This is a genomic window from Chamaesiphon sp. (assembly GCF_041738855.1).
Lineage (GTDB): Bacteria > Cyanobacteriota > Cyanobacteriia > Cyanobacteriales > Chamaesiphonaceae > Chamaesiphon.
This window is the reverse complement of the sequence record NZ_JBGSPA010000138.1, coordinates 1-19,253: the sequence shown is the minus strand read 5'-3', so window position 1 is coordinate 19,253 and position 19,253 is coordinate 1. Positions and strand designations below refer to the sequence as shown.

21 protein-coding genes are annotated in these 19,253 nt (G+C 47.8%); 5 read left to right on the top strand and 16 right to left on the bottom strand.

Going from position 1 to position 19,253, the window contains the following annotated elements:
• Nucleotides 1-104 precede the first annotated feature (104 nt).
• The 3 genes from ACEW9I_RS14100 to ACEW9I_RS14090 form a co-directional block, all read right to left on the bottom strand.
• Nucleotides 105-335, bottom strand: a complete 231-nt coding sequence (locus ACEW9I_RS14100) for a type II toxin-antitoxin system HicA family toxin (RefSeq protein WP_373540969.1) — start codon at nucleotides 333-335, stop codon at nucleotides 105-107.
• Nucleotides 336-340: 5 nt separating this feature from the next.
• Nucleotides 341-574, bottom strand: a complete 234-nt coding sequence (locus ACEW9I_RS14095) for a type II toxin-antitoxin system HicB family antitoxin (RefSeq protein ID WP_373540968.1) — start codon at nucleotides 572-574, stop codon at nucleotides 341-343.
• Between the two features lie 150 nt (nucleotides 575-724).
• Entirely contained in the window at nucleotides 725-1,210 is a 486-nt protein-coding gene (locus tag ACEW9I_RS14090; RefSeq protein ID WP_373540967.1) for a hypothetical protein, read from the bottom strand.
• Nucleotides 1,211-1,431: 221 nt separating this feature from the next.
• On the opposite strand from ACEW9I_RS14090, the gene ACEW9I_RS14085 reads away from it, so the two are divergent.
• On the top strand, nucleotides 1,432-2,187 hold the full coding sequence (locus ACEW9I_RS14085; RefSeq protein ID WP_373540966.1) for a leucine-rich repeat domain-containing protein: 756 nt from the start codon (nucleotides 1,432-1,434) through the stop codon (nucleotides 2,185-2,187).
• Nucleotides 2,188-2,366: 179 nt separating this feature from the next.
• On the opposite strand, the gene ACEW9I_RS14080 is transcribed toward ACEW9I_RS14085, so the two are convergent.
• From ACEW9I_RS14080 to glpX, 3 genes are all read right to left on the bottom strand, one after another.
• Nucleotides 2,367-2,930, bottom strand: coding sequence for a Uma2 family endonuclease (locus ACEW9I_RS14080; protein ID WP_373540965.1), 564 nt, complete (start codon nucleotides 2,928-2,930; stop codon nucleotides 2,367-2,369).
• 85 nt (nucleotides 2,931-3,015) lie between these two features.
• Nucleotides 3,016-4,314, bottom strand: a complete 1,299-nt coding sequence (locus tag ACEW9I_RS14075; RefSeq protein WP_373540964.1) for a glutamyl-tRNA reductase — start codon at nucleotides 4,312-4,314, stop codon at nucleotides 3,016-3,018.
• Nucleotides 4,315-4,681: 367 nt separating this feature from the next.
• Complete coding sequence (gene glpX, locus ACEW9I_RS14070; RefSeq protein WP_373540963.1) at nucleotides 4,682-5,719, bottom strand: class II fructose-bisphosphatase; 1,038 nt, start codon at nucleotides 5,717-5,719, stop codon at nucleotides 4,682-4,684.
• 300 nt (nucleotides 5,720-6,019) lie between these two features.
• Between glpX and thiL the strand changes: the two genes are divergently transcribed.
• A complete protein-coding gene (thiL, locus tag ACEW9I_RS14065; RefSeq protein ID WP_373540962.1) occupies nucleotides 6,020-7,015 on the top strand; it encodes a thiamine-phosphate kinase in 996 nt (331 codons plus the stop codon).
• 66 nt (nucleotides 7,016-7,081) lie between these two features.
• Nucleotides 7,082-8,029, top strand: coding sequence for a serine hydrolase (locus tag ACEW9I_RS14060; RefSeq protein ID WP_373540961.1), 948 nt, complete (start codon nucleotides 7,082-7,084; stop codon nucleotides 8,027-8,029).
• A gap of 277 nt (nucleotides 8,030-8,306) precedes the next feature.
• Here the strand turns inward: ACEW9I_RS14060 and ACEW9I_RS14055 are convergent, their stop codons facing one another.
• From ACEW9I_RS14055 to ACEW9I_RS14035, 5 genes are all read right to left on the bottom strand, one after another.
• Nucleotides 8,307-9,194, bottom strand: coding sequence for an MBL fold metallo-hydrolase (locus ACEW9I_RS14055; RefSeq protein WP_373540960.1), 888 nt, complete (start codon nucleotides 9,192-9,194; stop codon nucleotides 8,307-8,309).
• A 245-nt stretch (nucleotides 9,195-9,439) separates the two neighbouring features.
• On the bottom strand, nucleotides 9,440-10,774 hold the full coding sequence (locus ACEW9I_RS14050; protein WP_373540959.1) for a TldD/PmbA family protein: 1,335 nt from the start codon (nucleotides 10,772-10,774) through the stop codon (nucleotides 9,440-9,442).
• 335 nt (nucleotides 10,775-11,109) lie between these two features.
• Nucleotides 11,110-12,036 (bottom strand): LysR substrate-binding domain-containing protein, encoded by a 927-nt coding sequence (locus ACEW9I_RS14045; RefSeq protein WP_373540958.1) that lies wholly within the window; start codon nucleotides 12,034-12,036, stop codon nucleotides 11,110-11,112.
• A 5-nt stretch (nucleotides 12,037-12,041) separates the two neighbouring features.
• The gene (locus ACEW9I_RS14040; protein WP_373540957.1) at nucleotides 12,042-12,164 is read right to left on the bottom strand and encodes a hypothetical protein; all 123 of its coding nucleotides are present in this window, start codon (nucleotides 12,162-12,164) and stop codon (nucleotides 12,042-12,044) included.
• A gap of 188 nt (nucleotides 12,165-12,352) precedes the next feature.
• Nucleotides 12,353-12,631 (bottom strand): YiaA/YiaB family inner membrane protein, encoded by a 279-nt coding sequence (locus ACEW9I_RS14035; protein ID WP_373540956.1) that lies wholly within the window; start codon nucleotides 12,629-12,631, stop codon nucleotides 12,353-12,355.
• 255 nt (nucleotides 12,632-12,886) lie between these two features.
• Between ACEW9I_RS14035 and rimM the strand changes: the two genes are divergently transcribed.
• Nucleotides 12,887-13,522 carry a ribosome maturation factor RimM gene (rimM, locus tag ACEW9I_RS14030; RefSeq protein ID WP_373540955.1) on the top strand — a complete coding sequence of 212 codons (636 nt, stop codon included), beginning with the start codon at nucleotides 12,887-12,889 and terminating at the stop codon, nucleotides 13,520-13,522.
• 164 nt (nucleotides 13,523-13,686) lie between these two features.
• Nucleotides 13,687-14,439 (top strand): glutathione S-transferase family protein, encoded by a 753-nt coding sequence (locus ACEW9I_RS14025; protein ID WP_373540954.1) that lies wholly within the window; start codon nucleotides 13,687-13,689, stop codon nucleotides 14,437-14,439.
• Nucleotides 14,440-14,509: 70 nt separating this feature from the next.
• Here ACEW9I_RS14025 and pheS read toward each other — a convergent pair whose 3' ends face one another.
• The 5 genes from pheS to ACEW9I_RS14000 all read right to left on the bottom strand — a co-directional run bounded on the left by pheS (nucleotide 14,510) and on the right by ACEW9I_RS14000 (nucleotide 18,900).
• A complete protein-coding gene (gene pheS, locus ACEW9I_RS14020; RefSeq protein WP_373540978.1) occupies nucleotides 14,510-15,502 on the bottom strand; it encodes a phenylalanine--tRNA ligase subunit alpha in 993 nt (330 codons plus the stop codon).
• Nucleotides 15,503-15,668: 166 nt separating this feature from the next.
• Nucleotides 15,669-16,238, bottom strand: coding sequence for a YsnF/AvaK domain-containing protein (locus ACEW9I_RS14015; RefSeq protein WP_373540953.1), 570 nt, complete (start codon nucleotides 16,236-16,238; stop codon nucleotides 15,669-15,671).
• Between the two features lie 296 nt (nucleotides 16,239-16,534).
• Nucleotides 16,535-17,434: a DUF2382 domain-containing protein gene (locus tag ACEW9I_RS14010; protein WP_373540952.1), complete on the bottom strand. Its 900-nt coding sequence runs from the start codon at nucleotides 17,432-17,434 to the stop codon at nucleotides 16,535-16,537.
• Between the two features lie 179 nt (nucleotides 17,435-17,613).
• Nucleotides 17,614-17,955 (bottom strand): hypothetical protein, encoded by a 342-nt coding sequence (locus tag ACEW9I_RS14005; protein WP_373540951.1) that lies wholly within the window; start codon nucleotides 17,953-17,955, stop codon nucleotides 17,614-17,616.
• A gap of 441 nt (nucleotides 17,956-18,396) precedes the next feature.
• Complete coding sequence (locus ACEW9I_RS14000) at nucleotides 18,397-18,900, bottom strand: DUF1269 domain-containing protein (protein ID WP_373540950.1); 504 nt, start codon at nucleotides 18,898-18,900, stop codon at nucleotides 18,397-18,399.
• Nucleotides 18,901-19,253: the final 353 nt, after the last annotated feature.

Sequence of the window (19,253 nt, the reverse complement as noted above, 5' to 3'; positions counted from 1 at the left end):
TTATTCAGGCGATCGAGTCAAAAATATTTTTTAATAAATTGAATAAGATCGATCGAGAAAAGTTTATTTTTACGCCACTGAAATTGAGATCGTAGCTACTCACTCTAACGAGAATGATACAAAAAATCGTCCGCCTCAATCCCTGTTTGTTTGAGGATTTGGCGGAGCGTACCTTCGGGCATATCACCATTGTGGTTGGGCACGGTAGTATATTTACCAGTACCATCGTTGAACCAGATTTCGTGGGAGCCACACGCTTGACGATCGAGTGCAAATCCATAGACTCGCAATACTTTAGCTACTTCTCGATATCTAAATCCCGCTAGCCTACCCATCAAGTTTATCTCGTCAGGATGAGAGGGCAGTCAAATTCATCGGCAATTGCGGGGAAAGACTCGACAATTTGGTTTCGCTCTGCCATTGCGGATAGTAGTTGCTTGGCAACATCCTGGGCAATTTCGAGAGTTTCAGTCAGACTTGGAGCTTGCGCGATCAGTCCTGGGAGCGCATCAGAGGTAGCTAGATAGTAACCTTCAGGCAGTTTCTCGATGTGTACGTTGATTAGTCTTTCCACTGAGTTACAGTCTTGCAATGTTAAAATTTCAGTAAATTTTTTGATTTAAGTCCGGTCTTGCTACTGGAGCGATCCAAATTATTGCGGTTCTTATTGTTATTATCGCATATCTATTTCAACAGTACTAAGTCCCAAGTCTGAAAGTTCCTGTTATTTCAGTATCTTGGCGTACACATTTTGATGATGAGTATCCGATTTTGCGCCTGACTCGGTTGCTACGGAGGTCGAACTTGCAAGTGTCGCTAGTTCTTGGAGGAGGATGTCTTGTTCTTGGCGCAGGCACTGGAGTCGATCGAGAATCCGATCGATCCGCTCCGCTGAGGGAGTTGGTATCGCTGGCGAGATTAGTCGATCGTCACTAACATTATTCTGCCCAAATACCCGCCGGATCGATCTCCAGATTAGCCCAAAAATCGGCTGGAGCAGTCGAAAGGGGGTGGTGAGCAAAAATAACCATACCTGCTCGATCGCCCGTCCGATCGCCTTAATTAGCCCCCACAGAGAGAAGATGAGCAGTAGCAACAATCCCAGTCCTAGCAGCGGATGCGCGATCGTCCAAGCCAAGTAGGGATGGGCAAATAACCACTGAGCAAAGTAAGCACTAATAGCACGTTCGATCGATTCCGAAATATCCATAATTGGTGGTCAGCGACTTGTAGGTAAATAAACTCTCACTTAACCGTCGATTTAAATTTTCGCTCTTGCCGATCTTGGTAACTCGATCTTACCTGCTCAAATCCTTCAAAGTCGGGAATTTGGTGCTAGTTTTCACAAATTGCCCGAGCACATGGAGGTAGCATCGAGACTTTACAATAATTTTGCGAAATAATTAATCTAAATCTAATTCATCTCAAATTATGCTTAAAATTTTAGCCTTAGTCAGTGGAGCGATCTGCTTATGTTCGGTCTCGATCGCAGCAGCGGCACCCCCAACCGCAAAACCTCGAAGCTTTGCCCAATGGTGCCTTCAGAAAAAGTCGTTACCTGCGGAGACTAGGCAGACGATCGATGTGTTATTAACACAAGCTGGTACCAAAGACTGTAAACGAGCCGATCGTCAACTTAAAACCCTTACCACTCTCACTCTCAAAAATAATCAAATCAGCGACGTGAAGCCGCTGGCGGGATTGACTAATTTGACCAGTCTCAATCTCTCTTATAATCATGAAATCAGCAATATTCAGCCACTGGCGGGGTTGACTAAGTTGACTAGTCTCTATCTCCATAGGAATAAAATCAGCGGTGTGAAGACGCTGGCGGGGTTGACTAATTTGACTATTCTCTGGCTCTATGAGAGTGAAATCAGCGACGTGAAGCCACTGGTGGGGTTGACTAATTTGAATAGTCTCTGGCTCAGTAGGAATAAAATTAGTGACGTGAAGCCACTGGCGGGGTTGATTAAGTTGACCGATCTCAACCTCAATGAGAATAAAATCAGTGACGTGAAGCCGCTGGCGGGGTTGACTAATTTAACTAAACTCTGGCTCGAAGACAATCAACTCAGCGATATTCAGCCACTGGCGGGGTTGATTAAGTTGACGAGGCTCCGTCTCTCTGGGAATAAAATTGATATCAAAGCTTGCCCCCTAAAACCATATATCTGTGAATTTTAGGCTCGATTGCCTCTGGTAGGGTGCGGTAGCAATCGATCTCAATCTAACTACGATCGCACATATCCGATCTTAGTAGCTCGATCGATCGAGAGTTCACTTATTCACCTAGTCGCAAATGCGATCGATCGACGATCGCCACAAACATTGAAGTTGGTGAGAATCGATCGATACATTTAATACTAGATTAAGTTTAACCAGCCAAACAGGCGATCGACTGTCAGATCGATCGATCGAGCAAACTCTGGCACTGGTAAAATAGCATCAAGCTCATCAATAACTTCCAGATTGCGATCCATCCGACTAATAACTACCGATCGATCTTCAGGGTCGATGAGCCATCCCATTTGCGCTCCATGTAGCAGACAGTGATTGATATTCTTCAACACTTTATTCGCACTTTGTCCTGGTGACAGGATCTCAATCGTCCAATCAGGAGCAATTTCAAAAACATTTTCGATCTGCCCTTCATTGGTAGGAATGCGAGAGTTTTCAAAAACCGCCAGATCGGGTACTATCGATCTGCCTCCAAAGGTACAGCGCAGTTCGGGAAAGGCTGTAGCAACTCCTGTTCTTCTCAAAGCCAGACTAATCTCGATCCCCAGCTCACTCTGAATAATGCTGTGATGACCTTGAGGCATAGGTTTCTGAGTAATTTGACCGTCAATGTATTCACTAGCTGGTTTCGTCTCAGCCAGCTTTAGGAACTCCTCAAGGGAGATCTGCTTATTTGGGGTTTGAACCATTGACGATCTTCTCCACAAAATTCTACTTATGTTATGTCTTAGTGAACGATTTAATCGCTCTTCGAGCAAATCTCAAGCTCAAAGCCTAGACATTAGAATTCACGCCGAGTTGTTCGCTGTCTAGGTTGAAGAGAACCTGGAGCGTGTGCATAGCTTTGCGGCGAGTATCGGTATCCTCTTGAGCGCGGAGCTGTACCATCGGATCTTGGAGGATCTTGTTGACGATGCCTTTTGTTAATGCTTCGATCGCTTCTTGGTGGCGTTCGCCAAATTCGGCACCCAGTCTGGATAGAGCTTTTTCGAGTTCTTGAAGGCGAATCGTTTCCATTTTATCGCGCAAACAGTTGATAGTGGGTACGGTTTCGAGGAGTTGCCACCAGCTATTGAAGTTCTCGACTTCTTCGTCGAGGATACCTTCAGCTTCTTGCGCCATTTTGAGGCGGCGTTCTTGATTTTGGGCGACGACGGCTTTGAGATCGTCTACGTTGAAGGCTTGGATATTGACGAGATCGTTGACATCGCTATGGACGTTGCGCGGTACGGAAATGTCAAAAATCATCAGCGAGTGATGCGGATCGAGGACTGCTGCCAATTTGGACGCATTTAATAATGGTTCGGTGGCGGAGGTGCTGGTAAATACGAGCGTGGAGGTGGAGATCGCACTCATCATTTCCGTCATCGGTTGGAGCTGAAGATCGATCGCGGTAAATAATAACTTGAGATCTTCGGCACGTTTGGGCGATCGATTGAGGATCGTAATGTCTGTCGCACCTTTGGAGATCAGATGTTGGACTAGGAGTCTGGACATTTTACCCGCACCGAGGATCGCCACGCGATGGTTGGCAAAGTTGCCGACTTTCATGTGCGCCAATTCTACCGCCGCCGAACTAATCGATACCGCGCCAGTACCGATACTTGTCTCCGTACGCACTCTCTTTCCCGCAGTGAGAGCCTGTCTAAATAAGCGATTGAGAATCGCCCCCATCCCTTGATATTGTTGCCCGATTTTGTGGGTTTGCTTGACTTGAGCCAGGATTTGCCCTTCACCCAAAACCAGGCTATCCAAACCGCCAGCGACGCGCATCAAGTGCATCACCGCATCTTTGTGGAGGAGGATAAATAGGTGTTGCTTGAGATCTTTGAGTGGTAGCTTACTAAATTCTGCCAGAAACTGGATCGCATCCTGGACACCGCGATCGGCTGTCGGCGTCACAATATAAATTTCGAGGCGATTGCAAGTACTGAGAATGGTTGCTTCTTTGATATGCGGATAATTGCAGAGGGATTGAATCGCTGCTTCCATCTGCGTGTCAGGAACGCTGAGTTTTTCACGGATGTCTACAGGTGCGGTTTTGTGACTCAAACCGATAACAGCAATATTCATGTCTACTCCGCGTTCAAAAGATGAAGATTTTTAAAGTTTTGTTATTTAAGTTACGGACATTTAACCGTTGACAACGCAAAATACATAGAAGTGATGTGTTGTCCTAGCGATCGGCTCGTTTAGTTATTGTATATAATCGCTGCTTATATTGCGCTAATTATAGAAGACTTGTAAATGCTTTGTGATGCTTCTGGGCTAGGCTTTAGGTTTTAGGCTTTAGGCTTTAGGAATCGGGAAGTAGGTTTTAGGTGTTAGGAAGTAGGCTTTAGGAATCGTGAAGTGGTAGGATGCCTGCATCCTGCTAATTCTGACTAATGTTCAAAGCCCAAAACCCAAAGCCTAATACCTAAATCCTAAAGCCTAAACCCTAGTGCAGGCTGACTGTCTGCGGTTTACCAACCATGTGAATGGTATCGACAAACCGAGCAGTTTTGGACTGACTGGAGATCACCAGGGTGTGAGTACGCGCACCACCTTTAAAGAAGTTCACGCCATTCATGATGTTCCCAGAAGTAATTCCAGTACCAGCAAACAGGACGTTCTCGCCACAAGCGAGTTCTTCAGCGGTGTAGACTTTATCAGGATCGGTGATGCCCATGGATTTGAGTCGATCGATATTGGCTTCCTTGCTTTCACCGATCAAGCCAGTCTTGACGACGGCTGGATCGTAGATGAGTTGTCCCTGGAAGTGAGCACCCAAGCAACGGAGAGCCGCCGCAGAGATAACGCCTTCAGGAGCTGCACCGATGCCCATCAGCGCGTGAATATTGGTACCAGCAAAACCGCAGTTGATCGCTGCACCGACATCACCGTCGCTAATCAAGGCAACCCGCGCACCAGCCGCCCGAATTTCGGCAATCAGATCGGTGTGACGTTCGCGTTTCATCACAACGACAACCAATTCATCGATCGGCAGATCGAGACATTCGGATAAAATTTTGAGGTTTTCGGTAGCAGACTTGTTGATGTCTACTTTGCCTTTGGCGGCTGGAGGTGCAGCGAGTTTCTTCATGTAGAAGTCAGGCGCGGCGAATAAACCACCTTTTTCGGAGATCGCCAATACAGCCATCGAGCCAGGTTGTCCGTATGCACAAAGATTGGTACCTTCACAAGGATCGACAGCGATGTCGATTTCGAGGAGTTCGTCAATAGTACATACATCAGCAGCATTAGGTTGAGAACAAATCCCGACTTCTTCACCAATGTAGAGCATGGGCGCATCATCCCGTTCGCCTTCACCGATGACGATCCGTCCGCGCATGTGGATTTTGTTCATCCGTTCGCGCATGGCTTCGACTGCAACACGATCGGCTTCATTTTTGTCGCCCTTACCCATCAACCGTGCTGAGGCGATCGCTGCTTGCTCAACTACTTCTATAATTTCTAAACCTAAACTATTTTCCACTGCTATTTGCTCCTAAAAAGCTCTATTTATAGGGATTTGAGTCGCTTACAAGTCTACCAGAGCGTGGGGACGCGCGATCGCCCTTGGCACTTTTGCGCTATTTGTCCCGCTGGTGGGGATCGCTTGGGGTGTGAGGTGCGATCCCGTTGGATTAGAGTACCTAATTGACGATTGAGAATTTTTTAACGCAGCGATGCGCTAAGGTTTTGGGTGTTTGAGTGAGGTTGTTAGTGGCTACCGCAAAGAACGCGAAGGGGATACTATGAACAAAAAGAAGACGATCGAGGACAATTCCCAAACATGCTGATTAGCGATCTGGGCGAAGGCGGATTATTGAAATTAATTCAGCCTTATTGTCTGCCAAATACGATCGGCGATGATGGCGCGATCGTGCATCCACCAGCAGGTTATGAGTTAATAATCACCACGGATGTGCTGGTGGATGGCGTGCATTTTAGCGATCGCACTACCACCGCATTTGATGTGGGTTGGAGATCGGTTGCTGCCAATTTATCAGATCTAGCGGCAATGGGTGCTACACCCCTGGGAATTACTGTGGGGTTAAGTTTGCCCCCGACGTTGCCTGTCGTCTGGCTGGAGGGGTTGTATCAGGGGATGCAGGCTTGTTTGGAGCGATACGAGACGGGGATTATTGGTGGCGATTTGACGCGATCGAGTGTAGCGACGGTGGCGATTACCGCTCTGGGTGCGGTGCGAAGGGATCGAGTTATTGCGCGATCGACTGCCCAAGTTGGCGAGGCGATCGTGGTGACAGGCTATCATGGTGACTCTCATGCGGGGTTACAATTACTGCTCGATCCCGAGCTGGGAAAAGCAGATCTTCAGGGACACCAACAAGCATTAATTACTGCTCATCAACGACCGCAACCTCGGCTGGATATATTGCCGATCCTCGATCGATTGAGATCGGCTACGAGTCGAGCGTTGACGATTAGTGGAATGGATAGTAGCGATGGATTGGCAGATGCGATCGTCCAGATTTGTCAAGCGAGTAAGGTGGGGGCGAGGTTGGATCGATCGACTATTCCGATCTCGCCATCACTATCCCAAATCTTTCCAGCTACCGCGCTAGCATCGGCTCTGTATGGTGGCGAAGACTTTGAACTAGTATTGTGTCTGCCAGCATCGAGCGCGCTAGAATTGGTCGAGAACATCGGTCGAGGTGCCGCAATTATCGGTAATATTGGGCGATCGCCAGATATCATCTTAATCGACGATCTCACCGACGAGCCGCCCATTCAACTCGATCGCCAGTCAGGATTTCAGCATTTCTAGATTGGGTTGTTGGGTTTCGCTCTGCTCTACCCAACCTACATCCATACCAAACTATCAATTAATTTAATGCCCTTTTATCAGTCCCATTCCCAGCTCACAGCCCTCGCAGAGCAAGCTCTCACAGATACTTGGGCAGAATTTCCCGACCTAACACCAGACCAAATCGCCCTTACTTGGCTCGTTTACGATCGACCCATCCCCGTCAATACAGGTGGAGCCATTACCGCCGAAGAACTGTGGAAATATCCAGTTAGAGGATTCAACCATCGTGGCGGCGAACGGATCTATCCAGCTAGTATCGCCAAACTATTTTACTTATTAGCAATCCACGAATGGCTCGAGCAAGGCATGGCAACACCATCAGCCGAACTCGATCGCGCTATTGGCGATATGATAATCGACTCCAGCAACGATGCTACCAGCCTCGTCGTCGATATCCTCACAGGTACCACCAGCGGCCCCGAACTCTCCACAGGGCCATTCACAACTTGGCAAGCACAACGCAACCTGATCAATCGCTACTATCAATCCCTCGGCTGGGCAGAATTGGAGCCGATTAATATCAATCAAAAAACTTGGAGTGAAGGCCCCTACGGACGGGAACGGACATTTGTCGGCGAAATGCGGGAAAATCGCAATATGGCTACCACCGATGCCGTTGCTAGAATTATGCACAGCATCGTGGGTGGTGCCGCCGTCAGTGGCGATCGATCGAGTCAAATGATGCAGCTCCTCCACCGCGATCTCAACTTGGCTCAAACCATCCCCGATCCAGGCGATGAGAATCAGGTATATGGCTTTCTAGGGGCAGGTTTACCGCCTGAGAGTCAAATCTGGTCCAAAGCGGGTTGGACATCCCAGGTGCGCCACGATGCAGCGTATATCGAACTGAGCGATCGATCGCCCTACCTACTGATCGTCTTTACCGAAGGGACAGCCATCAGTCAAAATCGCCACTTATTGCCATTTATTGCCGATCGATTTGCTACTGCCATGTCTCAAATCGACGCATAAATAAGCACAAGTTCGATCGCCAGCTACCGCTCTCAATTCAATCGATTGAAGTTAGTCTGAGAAATCTTTTTAGCGGCTGGCAGAATGGGCAAACTGCTAGATACCAACATATAATATAGCAGTCCTATTTGATTTGTAAGAATATTGTATGGTGTGTCAGGCGACAGCCGTAACGCACCAAAGATAATAGCTCGCTCGAATCTATCTCATGAATCATTTAGGATTGCTATATCTGTTGGCATCTAGTTAGTAAAACAAGCAACATGGGATCGTTTAATTAGCCAAGATCTGAAGATCGAGTGGCGATCGAAACCTGCTCGCCCACCAATATTTCCATCCCCTCTCGCGCGACGATCGATCCTGCAAAAGTTTGTTGCGATTGTAACTCGATCGCATCCATAAATCGATCGTCATGACTGGGATCGTGATGAAAAATTACCAGCTTTTTGACTCGTGCAGCCTCAGCAATTTTGACACCCTCTTGCCAAGTTGAATGCCCCCAACCAATCTTGTTGCTCTGGGGATGATAATACTCCTCATCGGTATAAGTAGCATCATAAATCAACACGTCAGCGCGCTCTGCCAATGCCAACACATTGCGATCGAGCTTGTCTGGAAAATGTTCGGTATCAGTAATATATGCAACGGCATAATCCTGCCAGCTCACCCGATAGCCCATCGCTCCACCAGGATGATTTAAGGCACCTGTGGCGATCGTCACATCCCCCAATTTCACCTCATCATTGTAGTCAAGATTATGAAACCGTAAATTTGCACCCATCACTTGCAATGGTACGGGAAAATTGGGTTGATTCATCTGATCGTGAAGACGGTGTTCGATCGTCACACCATGTGGAATTACCCCGCCGTAAATATCAAATTCATTTCCCTCCATAAATGCAGGCGAAAAGAACGGAAAGCCCTGGATATGATCCCAATGTGAATGTGAGAAAAATAAATGTCCGCTGACGGGAAGATGACTGAGCAACGACTGCCCCAATACATGAATGCCCGTTCCCGCATCAAAAATCAGCCGATAACCACCCACTAACATTTCCACGCAGGGCGTATTTCCACCATACCGAACGGTAGCGGCTCCAGGACAAGCAATACTCCCACGCACACCCCAGAAATGAATTGTGAATCGGTCTTCGAGTGTGGACATGAAGGTAGTTGACAGTTGACAGTTGACAGTTGATAGCTTGCACTAAAGTCCGCAGAAGTATTGACAGCAGCTTGCGCGTCGCAGAGGTTCTCTCCAGATTGAGCGAAAGACAAGAGAGCGATTCGCCAAAAGTGGCAAACTTCAATCCTTGAATTTTGGTACAAATCAGTCTGATATCAGTTATTATGCCCAAAAAATTGGTAATTGAGACGCGATCGCACATCTCGATCGCTAGCAAATAGATATCAAAGCGTATAGGTAAAATCTTCAATCAATAATCCTGGCGTCCAGCTCCCGCCGAGCTGGCGACTGCCATAGGTATCGACATCGGGAATAAATTCTACCGTAGTTGTCAATGCCAACAGATTGTCACCCCAACAACGGTAGAGACTCTCATCAAAGCGCAAATTGGCGATCGGTGCCACGATCTCGCCGCCTTCGACCCAGAAACAGGCATAGCGAGTCATCCCCGTGATGCGACCCGTCGGTCGATCGCTCCAATTGAGATAATGGAGATTGGATAAATATAATCCCGTATCTAAAGTTGCCAAAATCCGCTCGGGTGTGAGATCCCCCGTGCTGATTTCTGCCGAGCGGAGGGACTCGCCGCGATTGGCACCATTGGCGGGTTTTTGATACTCCTTGGCGGTACGAGCATTGACCAGGGTATTTGCCAACTTGCCGCGATCGATCAGAGTCAGATGAGCTGGCGCAATCTCGCCAAGTTCATTAAATCTCGGTACCAGCCCCCGCTGGAAATTTTCGGAGATCGTTAACTGTGGTGAGAGCGATTGTTCGCCGCGCTGGAGTGCCCCAAAACAGCTCCGCCCTTGCTGCAAAGCTGCCTCACTAATCCCCCCCCAGGACAACATGCCCAACAGGTCGGCAGTAGCCGCTGGAGCCAAGTAGGTGCGATATTTGCCGCGCTCGATCGTCTTCAAAGGCTGCTCCAATCGGGTGAGTTGCGTCTTCGACTCACTTATCTTGGCTTGATACGCAGCTTCATCCCAATGACTACCAGCGAGAGTCCCTTTGACAGCTTGCCCCGTACTCGTAAACAGCGAGTAATCGAGAGTATGAGACTCAGTGGCGAACCAATGCTTTTGACCGCAGCTATCGGCATATCCTCGGACGATCGTGCCACCAGCATACAACCCTGTAAAGTCCAGGTTTTTCACCACTGGTAATAAGCTACCGACTACATCTGCATTGGGTAACAATGCGCCTGTGTGTACCTCATGACTGGTTGCAGTCCCCGTCGGTAGTACCAAATATGGATCGATCGGTAGTTGGGGCACTTCTAACCGGAGGGAGGCTAGCGCGGCGTGTGCTTGCGGTAGATCGAGATCGAGGTCGCCTGTAAATGGAAACTCGATCGAACTGCTCCGCTGTTGGGAAATCAGTTTCAGTTGGAGCCGACTATCTTGGACGATACCTGTCTGGCGCACTTTGGCATGATTGAAACGTGTAAACTGACTGACTTCACCCTGCAACCGTAAGGTGAACTGTTCGTCAGTCTGGAGACTTTGGTTCAAATCAGCCAATACTCGATCGAAACTAGCTGCTAATTGGTCTATCACGGGGATTAGGCTTTAGGTTTTAGGTGTTAGGCTTTAGGGGAAGAAAAGGCTTTAGGGAGCAGAGGGCGGTAGGGTGTGTTAGGCTCAGCGATGCGCGCTCCATCTGTGCCTACGGCAGGCTTACGCCAACGACACGCCTCGCTTCGTATGCCTACGGCAGGCTGTGCCAACGTCTACGGGTTCCCCGAGGGTTTAGCGACCCAAACACATGCGGAGGTTCCCTCCGCATGTGTTTGGGTCAAGACAGCGCATCAAGACAGCCGTAACGCACCAGGATCGGGGAGCTGATTGAGTGGGATTAATATATTCACCATTCACTATCCACCATCCACCTGCTAATTAACAATTTGAGTGTGCATTTTATCAGCGATCGTTCGGGCTTCCTGTTGTAAAAAAGTAAAGAAGGTATTTGCCAAGATCGAAAGTTGTTTGTCGGCTGGATAAATCGCATACCAATGACGCTCGATCGGAAAATGTTGGACGTCCAAAATCGTCAATCCTGACATAGCTGCTTCTGGGGTAAAAGTGTGTTTAGAAAGGACAGAAATCCCTAAACCGACACCAATTGCTTGCTTGATTGCTTCATTTCCTCCCAATTCTAACCTGACTTTTACCACTACGCCATGCTTGGCAAATAATTGTTCGACTGCTGCCCGAGTACCCGACCCGCGTTCGCGCATGATAAATTGTTCGTTGTGTAATCTGGCGATCGGAATATCACGTTCTTGGGCGAGGGGATGATGTTTAGGTGCGATGACAACTAGGGGATTTTCTAAAAATGGGTGTAGGGTCACATCCAACCTGTCGGGGATTTTACTAATGATATATAGATCGTCGAGATTTTCATTGAGTCGTTCCAAAACGCGCTCATGATTGGTGATTTCGAGGGCGACATCTATACCTGGATATAGTTGACAAAATGGCGCGATCGCCCGAGGCATAAAGTATTTGGTCGTAGTAATTGTCGCAATCTTGAGTTTTCCTTGCTTGAGTCCTTGTAAATCGGTAATCTTCATCTCAAAGCGAGACAATTGTTCAAAAATATCCCGACAAGTAATTAATAATTCTTGTCCCGCTTGCGTGAGATACAACTTTTTACCAATTTGTTCAAATAGCGGTACGCCGATATTTTGGGTGAGCTGTTTGATCTGCATCGAAACTGTTGGCTGTGTCAATGACAACTCTTCGGCGGCACGAGTGATACTAGTTAATCTCGCAACAGTTTCAAACACTTTGAGTTGATGAAGTGTGGATTGACGCATTTAAATTAATTGATAATCGATCGCCGTAATTTGGGCTGAAAATACTCGACCGCGACCTCAGCAGCACTCGTCCCGATCGTCGGTGGGCTGCTAGTTACCACCGAAAACACAATACCGATTTGATTCATATCATATATCATTATTGTATATTCGGATGGTCGCCGATCGAGCCATCAGTTGCGCCCAAGATGCCGCAGGTAGGGCAATTTATGAAGTGGCTCCCGATCCGGAGGCACAGCCTCCGGTTTAGCAAATCAAGACAGCCAGACAAGACATTGCCCCTACCTGCAACCGGATCGCATCCTCATCCCTGGGCTTATTTGAGCACACCATGTTGGGAGAGAATTTGTTCGACCTTAGCTTCTTCGATTTTTGAAGTCAATTTGGTAGATTCATGGAGATCGCGTTGGGTTTTTGCCAAAGTAAAAGTCGAAGCTACTGAAAATCCCAACCCCATACCCATAAAACCTTTGACCCACAAATCTACAGGTAGATAAACAATACCAGTAGTTGTCATCCCGATCGAGAGCATGAAGGATGCCCAAGTTTGAAAAATCCACGCGTTACTATCTTTTTGAGTGCCGATCTGCTGCATATTATTTACTCCTAAATATTGGCTTGACTGCCAAGCTGTTGATGTCGATATGTCAATCTTAGAGTGACTAAATAGCGATCGGGAGTCAAAATAGACAGTTTGTCAACTGGCTCGGTGTTGACAGTTGACAGTTGACAGCGAATCGAGACAGCGACGTGATGAGAACGGCATTTATACCCCTTCCGATCGCCCGGGAAGCTCTAAACTCCTGCTTTTGGTTTACCATAAAGATCTCTTCCTCCTCACGACCGTTTCATGACAAATCCATCTTCTAAGTCTACGCCTGAAATTGCCATCGCGAAAGCTCCGCTAGAGCCACCTGCTGGCTGGATGGAGATTGGTTCGATCGTCGGCGCACAGGGGATTAAGGGCGAAGTGAAAGTTTATCCCAATTCGGATTTTCCCGAACGATTTGAACGAGCGGGCGAACGGTGGTTGTGGGGCACTCAGGATGTGGAGCCGCGATCGATTCAACTGATTAAAGGGTATGAAATTCCCGGGCGAAACTTGTATGTAGTGCAACTAGCAGGGATAAATAATCGATCGCAAGCTGAGAATTTGCGAGGACAGATGTTGTTACTACCCAATACCGATCGCCCAAAATTGGCAACGGGGGAGTATCATAGTCAAGATTTGCTGGGTTTGCCTGTGTTTCATCAGATTGGTGGTGTCGAGATCGGGATTGTCACCGATATCTTTACGGCTGGACATGAGGTGCTCGTAGTCAGCGTAGCCGACAGCGAGGGCAAAACAGCCGAGGCGATGATCCCCTTTGTCACAGAGATCGTGCCCTTGGTCGATCTTGCCAATCGGCGGATTGAAATCCTCCCCCCACCTGGATTATTGGAATTATATCTACCCAATTTTACAGTCGATCGGGCGCAGGATTGAGATCGTTACCCGATCGATCTGTTTAAAAAGTTGACAGTTGACAGTTGACAGTTGACAGCGAAGTTTTTAGGATGGGGATTTAGAAATGACCCTAAAAACAATCCACCTAAAAGGTGGGGGATTTTCACCCCTGTTCTTTGTTAATTATTAGGAGGATAAATCTGATGCCAACCAACTTTCGACTGATTACCATCCCAGTAAGTCATTACAGCGAGAAAGCTCGGTGGGCACTAGAATACCTCCAAGTCCCTTTTCAAGAGCTGGCGCACATGCCCCCATTTCATCGCAATGCGACCAAAAAATATGGGGGGACGAGCGTCCCTGTCTTGATTACCGATACGGGTGCAGCGACAGATTCTACCGATATTTTGAGATATTTGGATCGACTGTATCCCGAAAAGTTATATCCGAGCGACCCCCGATTACAGTTACTCGGCACCGAATTAGAAATCTTATTTAATGGCACTTTGGGGATACATACGCGGCGGTGGGGATATTCATATATTCTTACGCCCAAATTCTTGTATCCGCGTTGGACTCTGGGCGTGCCATTTTGGGAAAAGTTACTATTTCCCATTATCTTTCCTAGAGTCGGGAAGATCGTCCGATCGAGTTTCGATATTACTGATACATCCGCTGCCGAGTCTGCTCATGCCGTCAAGGTTGTATTCGATCGAGTGAATCGATTGCTAGCCGATGGACGCAAATACTTATTAGGCGATCGATTTTCTGCGATCGATATTACCTTTGCCGCACTCGCCGCACCGATCTTGCAGCCGCCGGAGCATCGAATTAAACCCGCGCCGCTAGACTCACTACCTACCCAGATGCAGGCGGACATTCTCACCGCCCAAGCCACGCCAGCGGGCAAATTTGGACTGTCTCTCTATCGCGAACATCGGTACCCATCTTCATAGCGTTGTCATCATCCCTACCTACCTTCTAATGGCTCCTAGTTTGAGCCATTAGTATAAATAGGTCGCTCGGCTAAAATTGGCGCAGAAAGCGCAAGTCACTCCCATAGAGCTTGCGGATATCATCGATTTGATGCAGTACCATTGCCAACCGTTCGACCCCAAACCCAGCCGCAAAGCCACTATATACTTCTGGATCGTGACCGACTTTGGTGAGGACATTGGGATCGACCATCCCACAGCCCATAATTTCCAGCCAGCGACCTTGCCATTGGACATCGACTTCGGCTGAAGGCTCAGTGAAGGGAAAATAACTAGCACGAAACCGAATCGGTAGCTCCATCCCAAATGCCTGGGTCAAGAATTCTTTGATGGTACCTTTGAGATCGGTGAAAGTGAGATCGGGTGCGACTGCGAGGATTTCGATCTGATGGAAAACAGCGGAGTGCGTAGCATCGACCGTATCCCGGCGGTAACAACGCCCAGGTGAAATAATTCGCAACGGCGGCTCGTTTTCCTCCAGATAGTGGATTTGCACGGATGAAGTATGCGTGCGGAGGAGATTGCCATCGGGAAGATAGAAGGTGTCCTGCATGTCACGGGCGGGATGATCTGGCGGCGTATTGAGAGCTTCAAAATTGTAGTAATCCGTCTCCATCTCTGGCCCAGTCGCAACCGTATAGCCCATGCCGACAAAAATATCGACCATCCGATCGATGGTTGAATTGATCGGGTGAATCCGTCCCTGGGGATAATACACTCCAGGCATCGTCACATCGAGCGTCTCAGCGGCAAGCTGTGCCTGGATTTGCGCGGCTTGGAGATCGGTTTTGGTCCGATCGAGCTGTGCCTGAATCACATCCTTAACCACGTTTGCTGCTGCCCCAATCGCTGGACGTTCCGCTGCTGAAAGTTTGCCCATCCCGCCCAATATTTGGGACAATTCACCCTTTTTGCCGAAATAATTGACTCGGAGCTGCTCTAATGCGTCCAATGTTGGAGTTTGAGCGATCGCTGCTAGTGCTGTCGCTTGAAGTGTTGCTAGTTGTTGTTCGAGATCGCTCATGAGTATCGCCGTGCCAGATGTTCGCAGTTGACAGTTATCCGGCTCGGTTGTCGCCATCACTGTTCGCCAATCTAGATTTTAACCTAAGCAGGTAGATCTGGGCTGACTTGCCTAGTTACTGTCAAAACAGATCGTCAGGGATCTGGTATGTCCTAACTTGAAGTACCTAAGGCTGACAATAGCGATCGAATAATGCTTGGTAGCGATCTTGATGTTTGGCATCTTTGAGGACGATCTCAATGCGGACGGTTTCCCAATCAGCAGCAGGTAAATCGGCAATCTCATTTAAGAGGTTGCTAGCCGCCGTCAGCGAACCGATTTGACCCGAAACAGTAGGTTGGGAGCGGCGATTGACTAATGTAGTGGGGGTCGATGCGTTGCCATTGCCGAGCGAGCTGGGCACATCAGCGATCGCCAGATCGGCAAGCGATGCAGCCCCCAAATCGATTTGAGCGAGGAGCTTGTATTCGGGACTGACTTGTTCGACGATCAACTTTTCGCGGCGCACAGGTAGTTCAACCTGAATTGTCTGGGTTTCAATCTCTTTGCGAACGACGATCTCACCGCTCTTACGCTTGTTGAGATTGACGATCAGTCTTTCTTCGAGGAGTGAAAACACTTCGTCGGTGAGGATCTCCGTACCAGCAGCTTGTTGTTGCAAATGAATGGGCGGCTCCGAGAGCGGATCGAGATTGCGAGGCTGAGGTTGGCGATCTGGAGATTGTTCGTAAATCATGTTCTTTTTAGCAAAGATGTTATTATCCAGTTCGACTCGCACTACGCTTTTTGTTAGTCAGCGACTGAAGTCGCCGCTAGTGATGCGTAATGTCCGCCTGCGCGGACTAATCCAATCTAAGAAATTAGGTTAACCGAACCGTATTGGTTCGACTCGGACATCGGACACGATCGCATCAATTGCAGCCATGTTTAGACTGAACATGTCTGCAATTGATGCGCGACGGGAGCACATGCTACCGATCTGATGCCAAACTTACTCTGAGCATCAAGATCTAGCTAGTCACCAGCGACTGGTTAGGGGTTGTTCTTGACGACTGGATTGCCTTGGTTGTCTACAACTAGCTCTTCACGGCGGAGTGTTTCTTCAGCAGTAGCAGTCTCTTTATCGACAACTTTGCTGACACGCACTTCTTCGCGGACAAATGCCTCTTTGTGAAACTCTGGTACTTCTTCATAGATTTCCATGCGTGCAACTTCCCCTGCTTGGAAATTCGCCTCGCCAGGGGTGACTGCGGTACCCGAGTTGACTGGTATCCGCTCGATCGTCACTCGCTCTTTCTCGATCGCTACGGAAGCCTGAGCAGTTTCAGTCTCCACCTGCTTGCTGATGACTGTCTCGCCACTCTTTTGACGAGTTTTGCCTGCGACTAGTCGCTCTTCATAGAGCTTGAGGCTCGGGTGATTTTGCTCGTCGAGCGCATAGAGATCGGGTTCTTGTCCATAAGCATAGCTGTCTCGATCGTATCCGGCATAGCCCTGCTCGACACCGATCGTCGGTAGAGTATTGGGTGTCGGTGGCGCGCTGGCTGCTCCAGCATAGCCCACGCCCTGTGCAGATGGGGTCGCCCCACGATAGACGCTGCGAACCTGCTCTTCATGCTCGTAGTCGATATTCAGATCTTCAGTAAATTCGGGTAGGGCTTCCACTTGAGCCTTGGTGAGGCGATCGGCATAGACGCGCTTCTCGGTATTATTGATTCGAGCACGACCGATCGGCAATAATACTTTCTTGCCCAGAATCCAGCCGCCAGTATTGACGATCAAGTAGCGAAACTGTCCTTCATCATCAACCAAAACATCATCGACTGAACCAATCTTATCATTAGCAGCATATAAATCCAATCCTTTGACATCACGATCGCCAAAGTGAGTTTTATAGTCTGGATAGAAGTCTCTGATTTTGTGTAGAGCCATTTTCGTCAATCCTCGTGAGGGTGTTTTGATAACTTATGAACTCCTCAAATATATAATTCTTCCCGATCTCAGTCATCTTCCGATCTACCGATCTGATTAGTACCATTAGGTAGAGGAGAAAGCATTGCCAGCCCCGTCAGCTTTACCGAATTGTGAACATAAATATCTCAACCGCGCCCCTACTTTGCCTGCGCCTTAGCGGTATAATCTTTGCAGTCAATGGCTTGCTCTGTCATCACACTAGTTGGGTGCAGAGCACATTGGACATAGAGATTATTGCTAAAATATCGGCAGCGATGGCAAGCAACCTTGTGATGCTGTCCAATTTTAAATTTATGCTGTCTTTGTTTGGAAATATAAGCATAAATTGGAATAAATAACGCAAAACAGACAGCTACGAGTGCAATATTTATAAAAACCGCATTTACTAATGAAGGAACAACTTCCCCCGATCGGTTTTGAGAAGCTGGACTTACTACCTGACCAATAATGGACTGTACTTCCATTTTTGTTTCTTTCATGGTGTCATGGATGATTGCGATATTATTGGTGAATGAGCTAGGGAAAATGACAGTTACAATGTCAATCTTAAATTCAGCTAGATCGTTTACTCAATCGATCGCATCGGCTCTTCGCGATCCTGATGATTTCGATCTCGATCCAATTAAATCCAAATATTTATAATTTAAGAGGCAATCTCTTATCGAGATTGCCTCTCTTATTTATATTCAAAATAACCTAATTATTGGTCGCCCAACAGATAGATATTTAATTTAGCTGTTGAGTTAATACCTCTTTCCATGGATAGACACTCAAACGTCAGATCGAAACAGCACAACCAAACTCCAACAACAGTCCTCGCGATCGCTACTACAATTGACACTACCGTCAATCGCCCCTGGCACAGTCAGGATCGTTCGCTCGATGTTGTTTGCAGCATCGAGCGAAATTGTCACGCAGACTTACGCTGCCATGTTTGCAGTTTCACCCTTGCTCAGAGCGGCTTGGAGTTTGGCTTCATCTTCTTTTGATAATGAAGTCCGCAATACTTTACCTTCAAATTTACTTAGATCCGCCAACACACGATCGGGTGTAGATTTGCGTACAAGTACAAAGATCGCTGAAGTCCCAGGTTCGATCGTGCTGCCTAGATCGCGCATGAAATTGTCATCAATGCCGATATCAGTAAGTGCCCCTGAGAGTGCGCCAGCCGCAGCACCAACCAAAGCAAAAATCGGATTGAAGAAAATCACACTGAGCAATACTCCCCAGTAACTGCCACTGACAGCACCAGCGGCTACTAGCTCTTGAGCTTGCTTGATTTTGACTTTGCCTTCTTGGTTGCGGATGACCACAGCAGCGTCTTCTAAGTCAACTAAGTACTCTGATTGGAGTCTTCTTAATTCACTCATGACTTCATCAGCTTTGAACTCATCTTTGAAACCGACAACAATTAGGTCACTCATGTGCTGCTCCTGCAAATTTATTTTACTACTTGCACTCGATTATAAAAAATCAACCGGAGTTATTCTCTCTGCCAACAGATAGAGATAGATATCTGTACTTACATGTTGAAATAGGTACAAAAACCCTTGGCATTCGACAAAACTGTCGATATCTAGCACGATCGCTGTGAGCACACAGCGATTGGCACTGCCAACTAATCCTCATCCCCGATCCAGCAATTCCAAATTCAGATTTTGACAACGGTATAGGGGGAGCAGGAGAATAGAAGGACTTCAAAAAGAGAAGCACAAATGGAGCCAATGAAGCTGAGTTTTATCGCCCTGCTCGAATATCTCAATCGAGCGATTTTGGG

Excerpts from the sequence above, each read along its gene's own strand:
- thiL (WP_373540962.1), top strand. The coding sequence starts at position 6,020 with ATGCTGATTAGCGATCTGGGCGAAGGCGGATTATTGAAATTAATTCAG.
- ACEW9I_RS14080 (WP_373540965.1), bottom strand. The coding sequence starts at position 2,930 with ATGGTTCAAACCCCAAATAAGCAGATCTCCCTTGAGGAGTTCCTAAAG.
- ACEW9I_RS14010 (WP_373540952.1), bottom strand. The coding sequence starts at position 17,434 with ATGGCTCTACACAAAATCAGAGACTTCTATCCAGACTATAAAACTCAC.
- rimM (WP_373540955.1), top strand. The coding sequence starts at position 12,887 with ATGACAAATCCATCTTCTAAGTCTACGCCTGAAATTGCCATCGCGAAA.
- ACEW9I_RS14075 (WP_373540964.1), bottom strand. The coding sequence starts at position 4,314 with ATGAATATTGCTGTTATCGGTTTGAGTCACAAAACCGCACCTGTAGAC.
- ACEW9I_RS14100 (WP_373540969.1), bottom strand. The coding sequence starts at position 335 with ATGGGTAGGCTAGCGGGATTTAGATATCGAGAAGTAGCTAAAGTATTG.
- pheS (WP_373540978.1), bottom strand. The coding sequence starts at position 15,502 with ATGAGCGATCTCGAACAACAACTAGCAACACTTCAAGCGACAGCACTA.
- ACEW9I_RS14035 (WP_373540956.1), bottom strand. The coding sequence starts at position 12,631 with ATGCAGCAGATCGGCACTCAAAAAGATAGTAACGCGTGGATTTTTCAA.
- ACEW9I_RS14090 (WP_373540967.1), bottom strand. The coding sequence starts at position 1,210 with ATGGATATTTCGGAATCGATCGAACGTGCTATTAGTGCTTACTTTGCT.
- ACEW9I_RS14085 (WP_373540966.1), top strand. The coding sequence starts at position 1,432 with ATGCTTAAAATTTTAGCCTTAGTCAGTGGAGCGATCTGCTTATGTTCG.
- ACEW9I_RS14015 (WP_373540953.1), bottom strand. The coding sequence starts at position 16,238 with ATGATTTACGAACAATCTCCAGATCGCCAACCTCAGCCTCGCAATCTC.
- ACEW9I_RS14045 (WP_373540958.1), bottom strand. The coding sequence starts at position 12,036 with ATGCGTCAATCCACACTTCATCAACTCAAAGTGTTTGAAACTGTTGCG.
- ACEW9I_RS14060 (WP_373540961.1), top strand. The coding sequence starts at position 7,082 with ATGCCCTTTTATCAGTCCCATTCCCAGCTCACAGCCCTCGCAGAGCAA.
- ACEW9I_RS14040 (WP_373540957.1), bottom strand. The coding sequence starts at position 12,164 with ATGAATCAAATCGGTATTGTGTTTTCGGTGGTAACTAGCAGCCCACCG.
- ACEW9I_RS14005 (WP_373540951.1), bottom strand. The coding sequence starts at position 17,955 with ATGAAAGAAACAAAAATGGAAGTACAGTCCATTATTGGTCAGGTAGTA.
- ACEW9I_RS14000 (WP_373540950.1), bottom strand. The coding sequence starts at position 18,900 with ATGAGTGACCTAATTGTTGTCGGTTTCAAAGATGAGTTCAAAGCTGAT.
- ACEW9I_RS14025 (WP_373540954.1), top strand. The coding sequence starts at position 13,687 with ATGCCAACCAACTTTCGACTGATTACCATCCCAGTAAGTCATTACAGC.
- ACEW9I_RS14055 (WP_373540960.1), bottom strand. The coding sequence starts at position 9,194 with ATGTCCACACTCGAAGACCGATTCACAATTCATTTCTGGGGTGTGCGT.